This window comes from Nocardioides sp., assembly GCF_050246775.1.
Taxonomy (GTDB): Bacteria; Actinomycetota; Actinomycetes; order Propionibacteriales; family Nocardioidaceae; genus Nocardioides.
This window is the reverse complement of record NZ_JBFWVK010000001.1, coordinates 1,635,101-1,652,013: the sequence shown is the minus strand read 5'-3', so window position 1 is coordinate 1,652,013 and position 16,913 is coordinate 1,635,101. Positions and strand designations below refer to the sequence as shown.

At 65.0% G+C, this 16,913-nt stretch carries 16 protein-coding genes; 11 read left to right on the top strand and 5 right to left on the bottom strand.

Annotated features, from left to right (window positions below; genetic code table 11):
* Positions 1 to 336 precede the first annotated feature (336 nt).
* Positions 337 to 1,077 (bottom strand): alpha/beta fold hydrolase, encoded by a 741-nt coding sequence (locus AB7I40_RS07865; protein WP_428347607.1) that lies wholly within the window; start codon positions 1,075 to 1,077, stop codon positions 337 to 339.
* Between the two features lie 659 nt (positions 1,078 to 1,736).
* On the opposite strand from AB7I40_RS07865, the gene AB7I40_RS07860 reads away from it, so the two are divergent.
* Positions 1,737 to 2,255, top strand: a complete 519-nt coding sequence (locus AB7I40_RS07860) for a histidine phosphatase family protein (RefSeq protein ID WP_428347606.1) — start codon at positions 1,737 to 1,739, stop codon at positions 2,253 to 2,255.
* Positions 2,256 to 2,307: 52 nt separating this feature from the next.
* Here AB7I40_RS07860 and AB7I40_RS07855 read toward each other — a convergent pair whose 3' ends face one another.
* The 4 genes from AB7I40_RS07855 to AB7I40_RS07840 form a co-directional block, all read right to left on the bottom strand.
* Positions 2,308 to 3,228, bottom strand: coding sequence for a glucosyl-3-phosphoglycerate synthase (locus tag AB7I40_RS07855; RefSeq protein ID WP_428347605.1), 921 nt, complete (start codon positions 3,226 to 3,228; stop codon positions 2,308 to 2,310).
* Positions 3,225 to 4,064: a dihydropteroate synthase gene (gene folP / locus AB7I40_RS07850; RefSeq protein ID WP_428347604.1), complete on the bottom strand. Its 840-nt coding sequence runs from the start codon at positions 4,062 to 4,064 to the stop codon at positions 3,225 to 3,227. The genes AB7I40_RS07855 and folP overlap by 4 nt, the downstream gene beginning before the upstream one ends.
* Before the next feature lie 98 nt (positions 4,065 to 4,162).
* Positions 4,163 to 5,713 carry a long-chain-fatty-acid--CoA ligase gene (locus AB7I40_RS07845; RefSeq protein ID WP_428347603.1) on the bottom strand — a complete coding sequence of 517 codons (1,551 nt, stop codon included), beginning with the start codon at positions 5,711 to 5,713 and terminating at the stop codon, positions 4,163 to 4,165.
* A 58-nt stretch (positions 5,714 to 5,771) separates the two neighbouring features.
* Positions 5,772 to 7,016: a flavin reductase gene (locus tag AB7I40_RS07840; RefSeq protein ID WP_428347602.1), complete on the bottom strand. Its 1,245-nt coding sequence runs from the start codon at positions 7,014 to 7,016 to the stop codon at positions 5,772 to 5,774.
* Positions 7,017 to 7,289: 273 nt separating this feature from the next.
* Between AB7I40_RS07840 and AB7I40_RS07835 the strand changes: the two genes are divergently transcribed.
* The 10 genes from AB7I40_RS07835 to AB7I40_RS07790 all read left to right on the top strand — a co-directional run bounded on the left by AB7I40_RS07835 (position 7,290) and on the right by AB7I40_RS07790 (position 16,845).
* Positions 7,290 to 8,015 carry a GntR family transcriptional regulator gene (locus tag AB7I40_RS07835; RefSeq protein ID WP_428347601.1) on the top strand — a complete coding sequence of 242 codons (726 nt, stop codon included), beginning with the start codon at positions 7,290 to 7,292 and terminating at the stop codon, positions 8,013 to 8,015.
* 276 nt (positions 8,016 to 8,291) lie between these two features.
* Positions 8,292 to 9,683, top strand: coding sequence for a Rieske 2Fe-2S domain-containing protein (locus AB7I40_RS07830; protein WP_428347600.1), 1,392 nt, complete (start codon positions 8,292 to 8,294; stop codon positions 9,681 to 9,683).
* The gene (locus tag AB7I40_RS07825; protein WP_428347599.1) at positions 9,670 to 10,086 is read left to right on the top strand and encodes a Zn-ribbon domain-containing OB-fold protein; all 417 of its coding nucleotides are present in this window, start codon (positions 9,670 to 9,672) and stop codon (positions 10,084 to 10,086) included. Before AB7I40_RS07830 ends, AB7I40_RS07825 begins: the two co-directional genes overlap by 14 nt.
* Positions 10,083 to 11,192 (top strand): thiolase family protein, encoded by a 1,110-nt coding sequence (locus AB7I40_RS07820; RefSeq protein ID WP_428347598.1) that lies wholly within the window; start codon positions 10,083 to 10,085, stop codon positions 11,190 to 11,192. Before AB7I40_RS07825 ends, AB7I40_RS07820 begins: the two co-directional genes overlap by 4 nt.
* A 23-nt stretch (positions 11,193 to 11,215) precedes the next feature.
* Complete coding sequence (locus AB7I40_RS07815) at positions 11,216 to 12,475, top strand: CoA transferase (protein WP_428347597.1); 1,260 nt, start codon at positions 11,216 to 11,218, stop codon at positions 12,473 to 12,475.
* Between the two features lies 1 nt (position 12,476).
* A complete protein-coding gene (locus AB7I40_RS07810; protein WP_428347596.1) occupies positions 12,477 to 13,685 on the top strand; it encodes a CaiB/BaiF CoA transferase family protein in 1,209 nt (402 codons plus the stop codon).
* A gap of 48 nt (positions 13,686 to 13,733) precedes the next feature.
* A complete protein-coding gene (locus AB7I40_RS07805; protein ID WP_428347595.1) occupies positions 13,734 to 13,928 on the top strand; it encodes a ferredoxin in 195 nt (64 codons plus the stop codon).
* On the top strand, positions 13,925 to 14,617 hold the full coding sequence (locus AB7I40_RS07800; RefSeq protein WP_428347594.1) for an RraA family protein: 693 nt from the start codon (positions 13,925 to 13,927) through the stop codon (positions 14,615 to 14,617). Before AB7I40_RS07805 ends, AB7I40_RS07800 begins: the two co-directional genes overlap by 4 nt.
* A 151-nt stretch (positions 14,618 to 14,768) precedes the next feature.
* Complete coding sequence (locus AB7I40_RS07795) at positions 14,769 to 16,250, top strand: FAD-dependent oxidoreductase (RefSeq protein ID WP_428347593.1); 1,482 nt, start codon at positions 14,769 to 14,771, stop codon at positions 16,248 to 16,250.
* 88 nt (positions 16,251 to 16,338) lie between these two features.
* A complete protein-coding gene (locus tag AB7I40_RS07790; RefSeq protein WP_428347592.1) occupies positions 16,339 to 16,845 on the top strand; it encodes a DoxX family protein in 507 nt (168 codons plus the stop codon).
* Positions 16,846 to 16,913: the final 68 nt, after the last annotated feature.

Sequence of the window (16,913 nt, the reverse complement as noted above, 5' to 3'; positions counted from 1 at the left end):
TAGATGGCCGGCTCACCTTGTGACGGCCCCCCACACCATGCCTCCCAAGGTCGGTGTCAGGCAGCCGCGACTCCCCTACGGCGAGTGGCACGCCCGTAGCCCGGGCAGCCTGCAGACTGTATGCGGCATGTCGGCCGTCGGATGGCAGTTCTTCTGGACACTGAACTTCTGGGCTGCCGGACCGAAAGCATGTCCTGAGTGCGTGCATGTGTTGGTCGAACACGAAGGCGTGTGACGAAGGCCTGGTCGCGCAGTCACGGGTTCAGCTCTCGCGGCAGCACCGCCTACGCCGGCGGGCGACGGGGGCTGCCCATCTGGGTCAGGTGGCCCACCGGGTCAAAGGGTGTCCCAGAACGACGCGAGAGTCTCGGCTGCCGCACTCGGCCTCTCAACCATCCACCAGTGGCCGGTGCCGTCCAGCGTCACCAAGTCCGCGCCGACATTCGTGGCGACTTCATGAGCCAGTTCGGGCTGGGTGTATGGGTCGTCAGGGTTGTGGATCATCAATGCCGGGCGACGCTGAGCGTTGCTGAGCCGGTCACCCAGCTCGCGCATTCGGGGCTGTACGGCGGATCGATACACGGCCAGGATCGCGGTGCCCATGGCGGCGTCCAGATGCTCGGCGATGCTCGAAGCCAACTGCGGGTGGACTCCATAGTCGGCCGCCAACTCCTCGCCGCTGAGAGAGATCATCGTGGAGACCAGTCGTTCCCCTTCACCGGGTGTCTGCCACACCTGGGCCGCGGGGTGCCACACGTAGTCGGGGTGAATGATCCCGCAACAGTCGGCCACCCAACTTCGCAGGAGATCCGGCCGATCGGCTGCGACTGCGAACGTGTGACCCGCCCCCCAATCGTGCCCGACCAGGTCAACCGGCTCACCGATCGATTCGATCTCCCTCATCAGCCAGTCACGGTAGTCGGCAGCTGTGCAATTGAATCCCTCCGGGATTGGTGCACCGAAGCCCGGCGGCGACAGCAGGAGGATGTCGTCAACGCCGCGGCTCTCCAACTCAGACACGAGCGCATCCCATACAGAGACTGTCTCCGGATTCCCATGCACGAATACCTTGGTCACAGTGTCCTCACTTGCTGTGGGCCGATACGTCAGCCGTCACCTGAGCGCCGGCGACGGCTCAATTGACAGTAGACCCGAGCGAGCATTGCCACAGTGCACCAAGGTGCCAGTTCGTGGCTCGCTCCTGGGGCCGTTCACCAGGCGGGCCGTCTCGGAGATGCTGGTCTTGCTCTCCACGGATGCGCAGGCCACTGCAGTGGGCTGGAGTTGATTCCGTCGCACCCGATGCACACCGTCCTGGCGCTCGTTGGCTACACGGGTGATCCGGGCTGGCGTGCCCGTGTTCGGCGGCACCCGTCGGATCAGAACTCAAGATCTCGCTGGTGCTCTCCCTGGGCAGCACGGACACCGGGGAACGGTGTGCAACGAGGGGCAACGGGTGCCTGGAGAAATTGCCGGTTCATCTCCCCCTCGCGCACACCAGCCCCAGGTCTTCTGACCTGGGGCTTCGTGTATTCCGGAGGCTCGCTCAGTTGCGAAGTGGCACCAGCCTTCATCGTAGGGAGTGCTCATGGCACGGAAAGACGAGAAGCAGTGCGGCGACGGAGGCATCTTCGCTCGGTCGGTCTGACGGCACGCCTCAACGAGGTGGTCGACGCCCTCGAAATGGCTGCGGGGTGGGAGGCGACGTCTCGTGTGGTTCGCTAGATCTTGTGGCAATGATCTTCGTGGTTCGGCACGCGCCGACGGCCGCGAATGCCGCGGGTGTCTTTCAGGGCCAGTCAGACGTGCCGGCCGAAGTGATCGTCAACCCGGAACGTTACGCCGTCCCCGCCGCGCGACCGCGGACGATCTTCACCTCGCCGCTACAGCGTGCCCGGACTGCGGCGGACGTGCTCTTCCCCGGTGAGCCCGCCATCGTGGATGAACGGTTGATGGAACGGTCCGTCGGAGAGTGGGAAGGGCTGGACCACGATACGGTGCGGCAGCGCTGGCCGGCTTATGGGGAAACTGACCTCGATCTCATGCTCACTCCACCCGGCGGAGAGAGTGTGAGCGAGTTCGGAGCTCGGGTGCAAGCTTTCCTCTCCGACATATCTGGCGCGAACACGGACACCTACATCGTCACGCACAACGGGTGGATCCGAATGTCGATGTTGCTCAACGGGACCATCTCGCGCGATACCTTGTTTGCTGAGTCGGTGCCGTTCATGGTGCCCATCCCTTACGCGGGATGACGCGGCATCGATGTTCTTGGCCGCGGCTAGATGGTGGTCCGGAGCGAGGGGCTCAAGGTTGGTCGATCGACTCGAAGGCCGGACGCTCTTGGGTGACAACGGTGCGATCGGTCCACCTGCGGTCATGAGACAGCCGTGGCAGATTGATCGAGTCAGTCTCTTCGCGAGTTGGCGCTGACCGGCGACGGTCGGCGATGGCGAGCAGCTCGGTGGCCATCATCCCCAGGTCGTGCAGGTTCTGGTGCCTGTGTGCCCGACGGCCGAGGTCGACCTGGGCGATCGCCTCCAACCCATGCCGGGACTCGACATCGAGGAGGTTCGCCATCTCGACGCCGTAGCCAACCGGCACGGTCAACGAGGCGAACACCGAACGGCGGATCGCCCATTCGCCTGCCAGCGGCTGCACGACCGCCGAGAGAGACGGCCGGTGCACGGACAACCAGGGTCGTGCCACGAGCTCGGTCACCCGTCCACCCTCGGTCGAGACCCCTGAACCCATGTCCATGACCCTGTCGTAGTAGCCCTTGACCAGCAGGGTTCTCTGCTCGGTGAGCAGCGGCCCCAGAAGTCCAGAGACGAAGTGGGTGCCCCAGCAGGTGAGGTCGGCGTCAACGAAGACGAGCAACTCTGAGTTGGTCACGAACTGTGACTTCCACAGGGCTTCGCCTTTGCCCGGTCGCACTCCCAGGTCCGGGCGCACGTCACCGACCGAACACACCCTGGCGCCGGCTCTCTCCGCTTCGGACGCGGTGTCGTCGGAGGAGAGGGAGTCCATGACGACCAACTCGTCAACGAGGTCTGTGAGGTCATTGCGGATCTCCCGCACGACGTGACTGACGGTTGCTTCCTCATTCCGCGCCGGAATGATCACCGCCACCGTGGTCGAACCCTTGAGCGACAACACCCGCTCCAGAGGCCAGTCGTCCGAGGACGACGTGTTCCGCTCGTACCAGCCTTGTGCGTCCGGGTTCACGAGCCAGGCTCGTGCCTGAGGTCGTCGGGGAGGACGTAGTCAGGCGAGAGGTCTCGCATGCCTGCGAGAGTCTCGACGGTGGCGATCACGTCGCGGGCGGCCGTCACGTCATGCACACGCACGATGTGTCCGGGCGCGGAAGCGAAGTAGGCGATCGCGGCATGTGTCGCAGCCTCGCGTCCGAGCGGAGAGCGTCCGGTGATGGCGCCGAGGAAGTCTTTGCGGGACAACGCCAGGAGCACGGGACGACCGAGGTCGCGTACGTCTTGGATCCGACGCAGCACGCTGACGGTCTGGTGTGGCGTCTTGGTGAAGTCGGGACCCGGATCGAGAATGACTGCCTCCTCGGCGAGACCGAGCGACTTCGCGATTGCCAGCCTCTCGCGCAGGAAGCATACGACCTCTGTTCCGACATCGCGGTAGAGATTCTTGTCCTGAAGGCGCACCTTGGGTCGGGCTGCCGTGTGCATGATGATGAGGGCCGCGTCATGGGCGACACACGAACCCACGACTTCGGGGTACATCAGCCCGCTCACGTCGTTGAGGATCGACGCCCCCGCCGTCAGAGAAGCCTCGACGACGTCAGGCTTGTAGGTGTCGACGCTGATGGTGACTTCGGGGTACGAGCGGTGCAGCCATTCCACGATGGGGACGACGCGCTCGATCTCGCGGGCGGAATCGATCTCAGGTTGGTTCGTGATCGCCGATTGTCCCCCGACGTCGACAATGTCGGCACCGGCCTCGACCAGCGATGCCGCGAGTTCCAGCCGCTGCTCGTGCGACGTGAAGCGGCCGCCGTCCGAGAAGGACTCAGGGCTCGCGTTGACGACGCCCATCACCAGAGTGGTGTCAACGACGCGGGACCTCCCGCCCAGCAGGAGCCGGGGTGCAGTACCTACGTGAGGACTTGGGAAGTGAATCCGCCGATCGCTCATCAGGTCAGTTCGCGTTTGAGGATCTTGCCAGTTGCAGTCATCGGCAGGGCATCGCGGAATTCGATGATCCGCGGGTACTTGTAGGCAGCCATGTTGTCACGCGCCCAGGCTACGAGTTGCTGCTCCGTGACAGGGGTGCCCGGTGCCCTGATGACGAACGCCTTCACTTCCTCACCATGCGTCTTGTCGGGAACGCCGACGACGGCGACCAGGGAGACCCCTGGGTGCGTGAGCAGGACCTCCTCGATCTCGCGGGGGTAGATGTTGAAGCCGCCGCGGATCAGCATGTCCTTGGCGCGGTCGACGATGTAGTACCAGCCGTCAGCGTCCCGGCGGGCCAGGTCGCCGGTGCGGAACCAACCATCGTGGATGGACTCAGCGGTCGCTTCGGGTTTGTTGTAGTACCCCTTCATCACATTGTGACCCTTGATGGCTATCTCACCGATTCCCTCGGGGTCGGTGATGTCGTTCCAGTCCTGGTCGATGAGCTTCATCTCCACACCGGGGATGGGCTTGCCGATCGAGCCGGGGCGGGCCGGCTCTCCGAAGACGCCGAAGGACGCGACCGGAGACGTCTCCGACAGTCCGTAGCCCTCGAGGATCGTGACGCCGAAGCGCTTCTCGAACTCTCTGTGCACCTCCACGGGCAGTGCGGAGCCCCCTGCGACGGCGACCCGCAGATGGTCGGCGATGTGGGAGACGTCCGGACCGCCATCCAGGGCGCCCAACAGTCCCCAGTACATCGTCGGAACGCCGGCGAAGAACGTGATCTCTTCCTTGATCATCAACTCCAGAGCGCTCCTCGCCTCGAAGCGTGGTAGCAGGACCGAGGTTCCGCCGTATGCGAAAACGCCGTTCTGGCACACAGTCTGGCCGAACGAATGGAACAGTGGCAGCACCGTGAGGAAGGTGTCGGGGGTCTCCGCACTCGTCGCGAACACCGCGCGGCCCGACAGTGCGTTGTCACGCATGTTCCGGTGTCTCAGCTCCGCGCCTTTGGGCTGTCCCGTCGTCCCTGAGGTGTAGAGGATGACTGCGGTGTCGTCCTCGTCAGTGGGCACCGTCTCGAACTCAGACGGGAAGTCCTGCATGGCCTGGGACAGGGTTTCGTACCCCACCAGGGGGGACGCGGCGTTCGGATCCGCGGTGATCGCGAAAAAATGCTCGCACGTCTCGACCGCGTCGAATCCTTCCAGCCCGTTGGCGCCCATGGGGAGATCGGGCGTCCCTTCGAAACAGAAGTAGGCCTTCGCCTGGGAATCCTTCAGGTGGTAGGCGATCTCGCGGCCCTTGAGAAGTACGTTCAGCGGCACCACCGTCGCTCCCGCCTTCAGGATGCCGAAGTACACGATCGAGAAGGAGGGAAGGTTCGGGCAGCTCAGGGCGACCTTGTCGCCGGGGGTGATGCCACGGTCGACCAGCAGGTTTGCGCACATGTTGGCATAGCGATCGACCTGCGAGTAGGTCAGACGTGTGTCATTGAGGACGACCGCTTCGCGGTCGGGGTAGCGTGCGGCGCTGTCCTCGAGCAGGCTTGACAGGTTGTACATGGGTCCTCCGTTGGCGAGATGGGTCGGCAGCTGTGCGCCGGTGGCCGTTCATCGCTTCTCAATAGCGTCCGAGTGTCGATTGAGGCTGACTGGCTGGGGTCAGGGCGTGAGTCTGTGCTGCCAACATTGATTCGATCGCCCGGGCGGCTGCCCGGAGCCTCGTAGCGCGGCTGAAGACCTCCGCCGCGGTGAGGTGCGGTGGCAAGTCCCAGAGTTGTACGACCATCTCGACCTTCCCCGCTGGGCTGAAGATCGGCGCCCCGAGCAGGCGCACGGATCTGCCTTGGGTCAGGTCGAGACTTGCGGGTTCATAGAGACCCTCCAGACTCGCGACCAGCCTGACGATCTCCCGTTCGGCGTTCGCCGCCTGGCTGTCGATATTGCGCAGGTCACTGAGGGCCGCGATGAAGTCGGGGGATTGGACGGCGACTGAGTACCCGCGTTCACGGACGCGCTCGAGTCCTGCGAGGAGAGCGCGGCGTTGCTCGGACGTGGGCGTCTCCAGCAGGCGTCCCATCCATGTGTCGATCGCGGCCTGGTCGGACCAGGCGACGAACGGTGAGCCGACAGGGGGAACGTGCGGCATCCGGCGACCGACTTGGAGGATGGACCGGCCGTCTCCTGGACTGGCGGTGGCGATGAACACCAGACTCGGGCCGACGTTTGCCTGCAGGCCGCAGTTCACGTTGAGTTCGGTGGCCAATCGCTCGAGTTCGGGGCGCGCGATGTCCGCCTTCTGGATGGGACCGAGCAGGTCTTCTTCAGGGGGCACCACCAAGGAGCCCGAGTGGAAGCGCCCGTAGCCGCCTTGGTAGAACAGCAACGGCAGCACCGGGTTCGTCACACCAAGCGCTTGGACACGGCCCAGCACGATGTCGTGGTCGCCAGCGTCCACGGTTCGCTCGTGGGTGCAGTCAATCCAGGCCACGGCCTCATCGAGTCGCGGAGCTCCGGATGGCGACGGAGACCACTCGACCCCCGCCCATTTGTCGACCGCCTCCTTCGAGGCGAAACCTCGACACAGAGGCTCCTGGTCAGCCGAGAGGATGTTGACACAGAACTGGGTGGCATTGCGCAGTTCGGCATATGACTTGGAGTCCTTCTGCGGGAGGAACGCCACCAGCGGCGGCTCCAGCGACACAGATGTGAAGGAACCAACCAGCATGCCGATGGGCCCCGCGGGCCCTACCGCAGCCACGACGGCGATCCCAGTGGGGTAGTGGCCAAGGACTGTTCGAAGGTCCGCCGGATCCAGAGTCGCGTCGGCGGCCCCTTCCGACAGGTCCGCGCCGGCTTCCTTCACAGTGCTCTCCTCACCACTCCAGCCCGCGTGTTGAGTGAGCGCCGGTTGCTCGCCCGCCCTGGCAATGGGACGCGGATTCGCACCTACAGCCTAGCGAGAGATCTACGGTCTGTAAACTATGGACTACAGGAAGTGGAGATCGAGACAACGGCGAATCTGCCTGTGCCCGAGTCTGCGCGTCCAGGACGGCGCACCCCTATAAGATGCAGCCCGTGACGTCGACCTGATGTCACCAGTTCCTCTCACGAGGGCTCTTTCAACTGGAGGACGTTCATGCCCGATCCCTACACAGCTGGCAGTGGGAATCCGGGTGGGTACCCCTCGGGCGCGATGACCAAGTCGGACCTGGCCTACTACCGCATCCGCGCCGAGATCATCGATGGCACCATGCGCCCCGGTTCTGAGGTCGACCAGGAAGCGCTGGCGTTGCGGTTGGGTCTGTCGACGACGCCTGTCCGGGAGGCTTTGCGACGCCTCGAGGAGCAGGAACTCGTCGTCAGCCAAGCCCACCGGAACACCCGCGTCGCACCGCTCTCGCGTCGCGTCATCGAGGACACCTACGCAGTTCGACTTGCTCTCGATCCGATGGCTGCCTCGTTGGCGGCGACCGTGGCCTCTGCAGACGAGATCAAGACGATGCGACGCTACCTCGAGGTCGACGCGACACGATTGAGCCCGCAGGACCTCCTTCACCGCAACAGGGATCTTCACCGCTCGATCTACGCTGCCTGTGGGAACCCCGTTCTGGTCAGGCACTTAGAGAGCCTGTGGGACCGATGTGACCGCTATCGTTCAGCAATCCTCCAGGGGTTCACGGGCGCAGGGACGCCCGAGGATGACCACCGCAGAATCGTGGAGGCTGAGGACGACCACCGCAAGATCGTCGACGCCATCGCGCGACATGACTCCGACACCGCCGCGGCTCTCATGGGCCCGCACGTATCGGCCTCACTGGAGACGATAAGACGAGCTGCACCGCTTGAGAACGGGTCCGACTAGCAGCCTGGCCCTGGGGTGATGTGAGCACTCATGGCACCCCGCCAGGTTGTCCAGGCGTCGGCTTGCTCCGACGCTGGCCGTGAGTCTCACCGGGGCCACGGCCCACCTGCCGAGGCTGGCATTCGAGTCACACCCACCCGCCTCTGAGGGCGCAGGGACGCTCAGAGGTGCACCGTGTCTTGCCCTCGTGCCCTCCCAGCCCACCCTCCTTGACCGTAAAGCAACGCCCGATGCGCTTCCTGTAGGCTATAGAGAACAGCCTGTGTCTGATGTACAGTGACCGAGGTTCGTCAAGGAAGATGCGGCTCGCGAAGCGCGAGCAAGCGAAGTGGAGGCGTTGTGCTGACCTCGGAAGAGAACGAGTTGGTCACCAGGGTGGGACCCGGTTCGGTCATGGGCGAGTTCATGCGCGAGCACTGGATCCCCTTCTTCTTGTCGGAGGATGTTGAGCTCGAGGGGCAGCCCCAACGAGTCCGACTGCTGGGCGAGGACCTCATCGTCTGGCGCGACACCAACGGGGCAGTTGGTCTCACGGCCCCCGGGTGCGCGCACCGCAATGCGCCGTTGGTCTTTGCGCGCAACGAGGAGTGCGGCCTGCGGTGCGTCTACCACGGCTGGAAGTACGACGTCACTGGCCAGTGCGTTGACATGACCACCGAGCCGCCCGAGAGCAGATTCAAGCGGCACATCAAGCTGACTGCCTACCCGGTCGTTGACCGCGGTGGCGCCCTATGGACCTACATGGGCAATCGACAGACCCCGCCGCCGCTTCCCGATCTCGAGTGGAACCTTGTGTCTGCGGAGCAACGCCACCTGTCCATCCGCGTGCAACAGTGCAACTGGCTGCAGGCCTTGGAGGGTGAGATCGACTCGTCGCACGGATCAGTGCTGCACGGACGCGTCGACAAGAAGGGCCTGCTCTCCAACTCCGCACAGGCCAAGGACATGACTCCAAAGTTCGAGGTGCTGCGACATGACTTCGGGATGTCCGTCGCGGCCAGGAGGCAGACGGGTGAGGCGGACAGCTTCTACTGGCGAATCAACCGCTACCTGATGCCGTTCTACACATTCGTGCCGCCGCTACGCGAAGAAGGCGCGTTCTCGGGCCACGCCTGGGTGCCGATCGACGACAACAACACGGCGTGCTTCATGTTCACCTATCACCCCACGGAGCCGTTGTCCGAACGACTTCGCCAAACGATCACACACGGCACTCGTAGCGGGCGCGAGGGCGGCCATCTGAGCACTCAGGGTCACGCAGAGGATCCGGGGCCGGTGCCCTATGCGCGCTATGTGTCGAAGTACGCCCGGGAGAACGACTTCGGGGGGGTGGACTACCCCGCCCAGGTGTCGACCTACTTCTCTGGGCTGCCGGGCCTGTGGCCGCAGGATGCCGCCTGCCAAAGTGGCCTGCAGCCCATTGTCGACCGGACCCGAGAGCATCTGTCATCGTGCGATGCCGGCATCGTGCTCGCACGCCGCGTCGCGATCGATGCCGCCACGTCCCATCACGAGTCGGGCGAGGCTCCCATCACGGCTCAGGACCCGAAGGTCTCGATGATTCGAGCCCTGGCCATGAAGCTGAAGCGGGAAGAGGCGTGGTACGAGGCCGGCAAGGAGCACATGGAAGCGGTGCTTGGGGCCGAGATCGCCTATGAGCTCGTCTGAGCGCCCCTTCCCTGTCGCCACAGCCGACTCGCGTCCCTTCTGGCAGTTCACGGGCGATCATGAGCTCCGTGTCCCCAGGTGCACAGACTGTGGAGTGTTGCGGTATCCACCCACTGCACGATGCGGGTTCTGCCTCAGCCCCGCCTCAGAGTGGGTTCTGCTCTCCGGCAGAGCCACCCTCACGAGCTGGACGACGGTCCGCGATGCGTTCGTGCCCGGGATACCAACCCCCTACCACCCCGCTGAGGTCGAGCTGGTGGAGCAGGCCGGGCTATCGATGATCACCCAGTTGGTCGACCTCGGTGAGGATGACCTCCGGCCGGGCAAGGAGCTCGCGGTGTCATGGCTGGACACCCATCACGGCTATTCCCTTCCGCTCTTCGCGCCGGTGAGGCCGTCATGAGAAGTCGGGTCGCCATCATGGGGATCGGCTCGACGGCCATCTCACGTGACAACGAACGCAGCGTGGCGTCGTACGCCCTGGAAGCCGCGATCAATGCCGTCGCTGATGCCGGACTCACGCTCGACGACATCGACGGGCTCCTGGGCTGTCCCGGAGCTCCGAACGCCTCGGCCGTGCACGGCGACGGCGCCGACGAGATCTCGGCCCGTTCGCTGGCCGGGCAGCTCGGGCTCAGGAACCTCAGTTGGCTCTCGGATCTTGGCGGCATGGCCATCGACATGGCAGTCTCCGGGCGCCAGAGCATCCTGGCCGGTGACTGCGCCTATGTGCTGGGCGTGCGGGCACACTACTTCCTCGCCGATCGCACCTACTCTGCCGCCAGATCCGGCGCGGTTCACGGTGACGCCCAATTCACCCTTCCCTTCGGGTATGGCCCGGCGGGTACTCGGTTCGCAACGCGAATGCAGCGGTACTTCACGCAGTACGCCCTGACGCGCGAGGATCTCTATCCCGTCATTCAGCTCTCACGTGAGAACGCCCGACTCAACGAACACGCCTTCTGGCGACTTGCTCCCGTCCCGACGCTCGAGGACTACCTGACGGCTCGGCCCATCTCCGAGCCGTTGGGTCTCCTCGACTGCGATCTCCCCGTGTGCGGCGCGAGCGCGTTCGTCATGTCGTCAGGACCACGCGCGAAGGACGGGCCGCACGATCCGGCCTATCTCGCGGGCGTGGCCAACTGGACCATGGACGACGACGTGTTCGAGCGATCAGGTATTTCTCGATCCGACGTCGCTGTCGCCCAGATCTACGACGGCTACTCCATCTTCGTGCCGTGGATGCTGGAGTCGCTCGGCTGGTGCGAGCCGGGGACGGCCCTGGCTCGGCTCGCGAGCCCGCATGAACAGCTCCCGGCCATCAACACCTTCGGGGGCGCGCTCGGTGAGGGTCGACTCCACGGGATCGGGCATCTGCGCGAAGGAGTGCTCCAAGTCTCCGGCCGAGCGGGGCCCCGCCAGGTCGACTCCGCCGACAACGCTCTCGTCCAGATCGGCTCGCCTGACCGTTCGTGGCAGCTCATGCTGAGCAGAGAGGAAGGTTCCTGATGGGAGCTGAGGTGCAACCTGTCGTGGGAACACAGCCGCTCACGGGGTTCCGTGCGCTGGAGCTCGGGTACTCCGGGGCCAGCGTGTGTGGCAGGTATCTCTCGGATCTCGGCGTCGAGGTCGTCAAGGTCGAGGATCCCTCGGGAGCCGACCGCTCACTGCATGCCCCTCGCCACCGAGACACCGAGGGATATCGCCTTTCGCACTTCTGGCTCGCCTACAACGTCGGCAAGCGAAGCATCTCGCTGGATGTCAGGACGGCACTAGGTCGCGAGATCCTGGACTACCTGTTCCCCGCCTTCGACATAGTGCTGGTCGACCACACATGGGCCCACGATGGGCGGACCGCCGACCAGCTCTTCGAACGCGCATCGGCCGCCAACCCCACCCTGATCTGGGGGGAGATCTGGCCCTACGGTCGCGGGGAGGTTGCTGATCAGCTGCTCGGCACCGAACTGACGGCTCAGGCAGCGGGCGGCCATATGTACCTCAATGGCGATGCCGACCGTCCGCCGGTGGCGGTCGGTCTCCCGGTCGCGACCCTGCAGGCGGGGGTGGAGCTCGCCGGAGCCGTCACAGCCGCATTGTATGGACGACTGAGAGACGGCATCGGCGACCGCATCTCCGTCTCCATGCAGGAGTGTGTCGTGGGCACGCTCTTGAACACGACCATGACCTGGCAGCTCCTCCAGCATGAGGAGATGCGCGGAGGAGAGGTTCGCCGCGAGCGGTCCAACAGCTACTTCACCAGGATCGTCTGGCCCTGTGCCGACGGCTACGTCCACATGAGCCCGGTCGGCGGAGGTGGCGGTGAGGTCCGGAGGCGGTCATATACGGCCCTGGTCGACTGGATGGTCGAGGACGGCCACGACCACGAGATCCTGCATCGACCCGAGTGGAACTCCACCGAGAACGTCTCAGACATCCCGCAGGACGAGTACGACGCTGTGGTCGACGTGATTCGTCGCTTCTTGATGACCAAGACCTCTGCCGAGATCATGAAACGAGCGGTGGATCACTTCATGTTGGCTGCTGCCGTCAGCTCCGTTCCCCAGGTGCTCGAGAACGAGCACCTGAACGCTCGGTCCTATTTCACGCGGGTCGAGGGGATCGTCGGTGACCGTTCTGCGCTGCTACCGGGGCAGTTCGCCCGGTTCTCCGAGACGCCGCTCAAACCCATCACGCACCCACCCCGGCTCGGCGAGGCAACTGAGGAACTGCTCGCGATGGCGGGCTACACCAGTGAGCAGGTCGCTCAGTTCAGCAGTACGGGAGTGATCTGAGATGACACGCAGGCTCTTCGAGGGACTCAAGGTCCTGGATTTCACCTGGGCCGCAGCAGGTCCGATCACGACCAAGCACCTCGCTGACGGGGGTGCGACCGTCGTCAAGGTCGAGTCCTCGACCTATCCCGACTCCGTCCGTCTCGGCGGCCCCTACAAGGACAACAAGCCAGGCATCAACCGCTCCGGCTTCTTCGCCGACTTCAACACATCCAAGCAGGGCATCGCACTGGACATGAAGAACGCCGCCGCCAAGGAGGTGATCCTCGACCTGGCCTGCTGGGCAGACGTGGTTGCGGACAGCTTCCGACCCGGAGTGCTGGGGCGCAGCGGCCTCGGCTACGACGTCATGCGCGAGCGGAACCCGGGCCTCATCACGCTGAGCACCTCGCTGTACGGCAGTGACGGCCCCTACAGCAATCACCCTGGGTTCGGCGCCCAAGGAGCGGCGCTGAGCGGGATTCATGGCCAGACCGGATGGCCGGATCGGGCACCCGCGGCACCGAAGGGTGCCTACACCGATTCGATCGCTCCCCGGTTTGCGTTGGCGGCCCTCTCCGCAGCGCTCATCCACCGGGAACGAACTGGCGTGGGGCAGCACATCGAGATCTCGCAGATCGAGTCCGGTGTGCAGTTCCTGGCGCCGGAGCTGCTGCAGTACCAGCTCGACGGGGTGGCTGCCCAAAGACACGGAAACGATGCTCAGATGGCGGTTCACGGGGCCTTCCCCACGGCAGGGTCGGACTGCTGGATCGCCATCGACGCCACGAGCGATCAGTCGTGGACCAGCCTGCAGCGCTTCTTCGCAGACCGAGGCGATCCGCGGTTGGAGGATTTCGACTCCGAGGATCGCGTGCTCAGGATGGACGCTGTGCATGCGATCGTGGGCCAGCTGACAGCCGGCTTCGAGTCGGCCGAGCTCGCGCGTGACCTGCAGAAGGTCGGCGTAGCGACCTACCCGGTGAACAAGGGGTCGGACCTCATGGCCGATCCGGTGCTGCGAGACAGCGAACATTTCACGAACCTCGACCATCCGGAGATGGGCCGACTCGACTACAACGGCCCGGCCTACCGCTTCCAGCACTCGACGGTCGAGCTGAGGTCGGCGGCCCCCTGCCTGGGCGAGCACACACATCTGGTGCTCGGCGAGCTGCTGGGCTACGACGAGCAGCAGATCAGCGCGCTCGAGGCGGCCGGGGCGCTGCGGTGACAGCTGACCCAGCACAGCACTGAAACTCAGAGAAGTGAGGAGAGAAGCGTGAAGATCTCAATCGACGCGACCGGATGCCGTGGACACGGCCAGTGCGTCATCGCCGCACCAGAGGTGTTCGACCTGAACGATGAGGACGTTGTCTACCTGCTGGTCGACGAGGTCGCTGACGATGGTCCCCTCAAGGACAGGGTGCTCGAGGCCAGGCAGATGTGCCCCGAGCAGATCATCTTCACCTCGTGACGACACCGGACCGGCTCGTGGACGACGTGGTCGCTGGGTTCAGTGCCATGGACGTGTGCGCGATCTCGGATGCGCTCGACGCGCTGGGCGTGCACGCGCCCCAGCCGGTGGGCATAGCCCCGTTGTGGGAAGGTGCGCAGACGACTGGGAGGGCCCTGACGGTTCAGTTGGAACTGGCCCCGCCACCAGCTGGTCACGAGCAGGTGCACCTCGGCGCGCGTGCCATCGCGGCCGGCACCAGCTCGCACGTCATCGTGGTCGCCAACGCCGGAAGGACGGCGATGGGCGCCTGGGGTGGGCTCCTGTCGGCTGCTGCCCAGGCGCGCGGCATCTCGGGCGTGGTCGTTGACGGGGCGTGTCGCGATGTCGATGAGCAGCGCGTGTCTCGGTTCCCCGCCTTCGGTCTCGCGCCCGTGATGCGCACCGCCAGGGGGCGCGTCTACGAGAGTGCCTTCAACGTAGACATCGTCCTGGCGGGGGCCGTCGTCCGGCCGGACGATGTTGTGCGCGCCGACGCCAGTGGGGTGGTCGTGGTGCCCCGGGAGGTCGAACGTGACGTCTTGGCCAAGGCACAGGACCTGGTCCGACGCGAAGCCGCCATGCGGCGAGACCTGGAGGCTGGCGCAGACGTCATAGCTGTTCTCGGCGGAGCCTACGAACACATGCTCGTCAAGGAAACGGAGTCTTGAGTCCTGGTCCAACCAGCCGAGACCTTCCGAGGGTACATTCTATAGCCTATAGTGAATCAACCGGACGGCGCGCTCGCGCCGCCTGCCACATCCTGAGGGGCGAGGAGGCGGAGACCTCCCGGCCGATACAAGACGAGAGCTGAGGTTTCGCATGTCGGAGTTGCAATGCAATGTCGTGGTAGTTGGGCTGGGTGGCGCGGGCAGCATGGCTGCGATCGAGGCCGCGGAGAACGGCGCGAAGGTGATCGTCGTGGAGCGTTCCGACGATGGCGGCGGAAGCACCCGGGACTCGGGCGGGAACATCCGAACCTTCAACGACACCGAACAGGCCATTGATCACTATGAGTACCTGTCCTACGGCTCGACGCCGCGCGAGGTCATCCGCGCCATGGTGGAGTCGGCCAAGACGCTGCCCGCGTGGGTGGAGGCGCACGGCGGCAAGCAGGAGTTTCATGACCCGCGTGGCGTAACGGGCAAGGAGCCCTACCCGCAGGTCATCTGTCCGATCGGTTACATGGGCAGCGCGTTCGAAGGTGCTCCCGGCGCCGAGGGCCTGGCCACGCGCTTTCAGGCGGTCCCGGAGGCCTGGGAAGCCGAGACGGGGTTCCGGCCCTCTGGCACCACGCTCTGGCAGGTGCTGGTCCCGGTGATGGAGAAGCTCGACATCGAGATCCACTACAACGTACGGATCGACGAGTTGATCGTCGACGCTGACGGTCGAGTCGCCGGGGTGACCGGCGTCGGCCCGGACGGCACGGTCGACATTCGGGCCGATCGCGGTGTGATCTTGACCTGTGGTGGCTTCTCCGACGACACCAAGCTCAAGATCGACAACTTCGGAGCTGACATCCCGACGATGTGCGGGCCGGGCAAGAAGACCGGCGAGGGCGTCAGAATGGCCCAGTCCGTCGGCGCCGATCTCTTCCACATGAAGGATCTCGCGTCCGTCTTGGCATACAAGTTCCCCGACAACCCGGCGGGCTTCTTCGGCACGATGCGTGGCCCCGGGTTCGTTCTGGTCGATCAGGACGGCTTGCGCTTCTGCAACGAGACTGAGCTCGAGACGCATGCGGCCGGCCTGACGATGCTGGTGCCCGATCAGCACCGAGGCTCCTACCGCCGGCTGCCCGGCTTCTTCGTCTTTGACGAGGAGACACGCTACGACGGGCCCATCGTTCGAGTCCCGTCGGGCTACAACGCAGGATTCGACTGGAGTATCGACAACTCACGAGAGATCGAGCGCGGTTGGATCACCAAGGCCGACTCCATCGAGGAGTTGGCGGAGAAGCTTGGCCTGCCCCCTGAGGCACTGGCGAAGACCGTCGAGAAGTTCAATGGTGCCGCTGCGAACGGTGACGAGGACCACTTCGGTCGCCCGGCGGAGCTGCGTCGCCCGCTCGCCTCGGCGCCGTTCTACGGCGTCCCCGTGTGGCCGGCACTGCTGAACACGCAGGGTGGTCCGCGCCGCGACGCGGAGTGCCGGGTGGTCGACCCCATGGGCAAGCCCATCCCGGGGCTCTTCAGTGCGGGTGAACTCGGATCGATGTTCGCTGCGTATTACCCCGGCGGAGGCAACGTCACCGAAGCGCTGGCGACCGGCCTCATCGCTGGTCGTGTGGCAGCGACCGCCTGAGCCGAGCGCGAATCAATCGTTCGGTGTTGTGACGACCCGGCTGCCTCTGGGGTCGACAGGATCCGTTCTGCTGAACAGGAGTGGTCACATGGACGCCGATCTCGGCGCGCTCATCATCCGCCTGGCGCTCGGGCCCATGCTGGTGGCTCACGGGTTGAACAAGGTGTTCGGTCCGGGTGGCCTCGAGGGTACGGAACGCTGGTTCGCGGGCCTCGGCTTGAGACCAGCGAGGCTGCATGCGCGGCTCGCCGCGGGCACCGAGATCGCGACCGGGGCGCTGATGTCAGTAGGGCTGCTGACGGGCCCAGTTGCGGCGGGCTTTGTCGGGCTCATGCTGGTCGCGGGCCTGACCGATCATCGGGGCAAGGGCTACTTCGTCTTCAAGGGCGGCTCGGAGTATGTGGTGCTGGTCGCCACCGTTGCCCTTGGTCTGGCCGCGACGGGACCGGGGGCGTGGTCGCTCGACCATGTCCTTGGTCTCGACTACGCCGGCTCGGCGTGGGCAGGCGCCGCCCTCGTTGGCGGAGTGACCGCGGGACTGGGCCTTCTTGGAGTGTCGTATCGCCCAGGGTTGCGTCGGCGGGCCCGGCGATGACGTCGGAGCTTCAACCCTGGTGCTTGACGCTCGCCCATTTGCCTATAGACTGTAGGCAACAGAGTATG

Coding starts and splice junctions, on each gene's coding strand:
- AB7I40_RS07825 (WP_428347599.1), top strand. CDS start 9,670: ATGAGCTCGTCTGAGCGCCCCTTCCCTGTCGCCACAGCCGACTCGCGT.
- AB7I40_RS07835 (WP_428347601.1), top strand. CDS start 7,290: ATGCCCGATCCCTACACAGCTGGCAGTGGGAATCCGGGTGGGTACCCC.
- AB7I40_RS07820 (WP_428347598.1), top strand. CDS start 10,083: ATGAGAAGTCGGGTCGCCATCATGGGGATCGGCTCGACGGCCATCTCA.
- AB7I40_RS07810 (WP_428347596.1), top strand. CDS start 12,477: ATGACACGCAGGCTCTTCGAGGGACTCAAGGTCCTGGATTTCACCTGG.
- AB7I40_RS07860 (WP_428347606.1), top strand. CDS start 1,737: ATGATCTTCGTGGTTCGGCACGCGCCGACGGCCGCGAATGCCGCGGGT.
- AB7I40_RS07795 (WP_428347593.1), top strand. CDS start 14,769: ATGTCGGAGTTGCAATGCAATGTCGTGGTAGTTGGGCTGGGTGGCGCG.
- folP (WP_428347604.1), bottom strand. CDS start 4,064: ATGGGCGTCGTCAACGCGAGCCCTGAGTCCTTCTCGGACGGCGGCCGC.
- AB7I40_RS07845 (WP_428347603.1), bottom strand. CDS start 5,713: ATGTACAACCTGTCAAGCCTGCTCGAGGACAGCGCCGCACGCTACCCC.
- AB7I40_RS07790 (WP_428347592.1), top strand. CDS start 16,339: ATGGACGCCGATCTCGGCGCGCTCATCATCCGCCTGGCGCTCGGGCCC.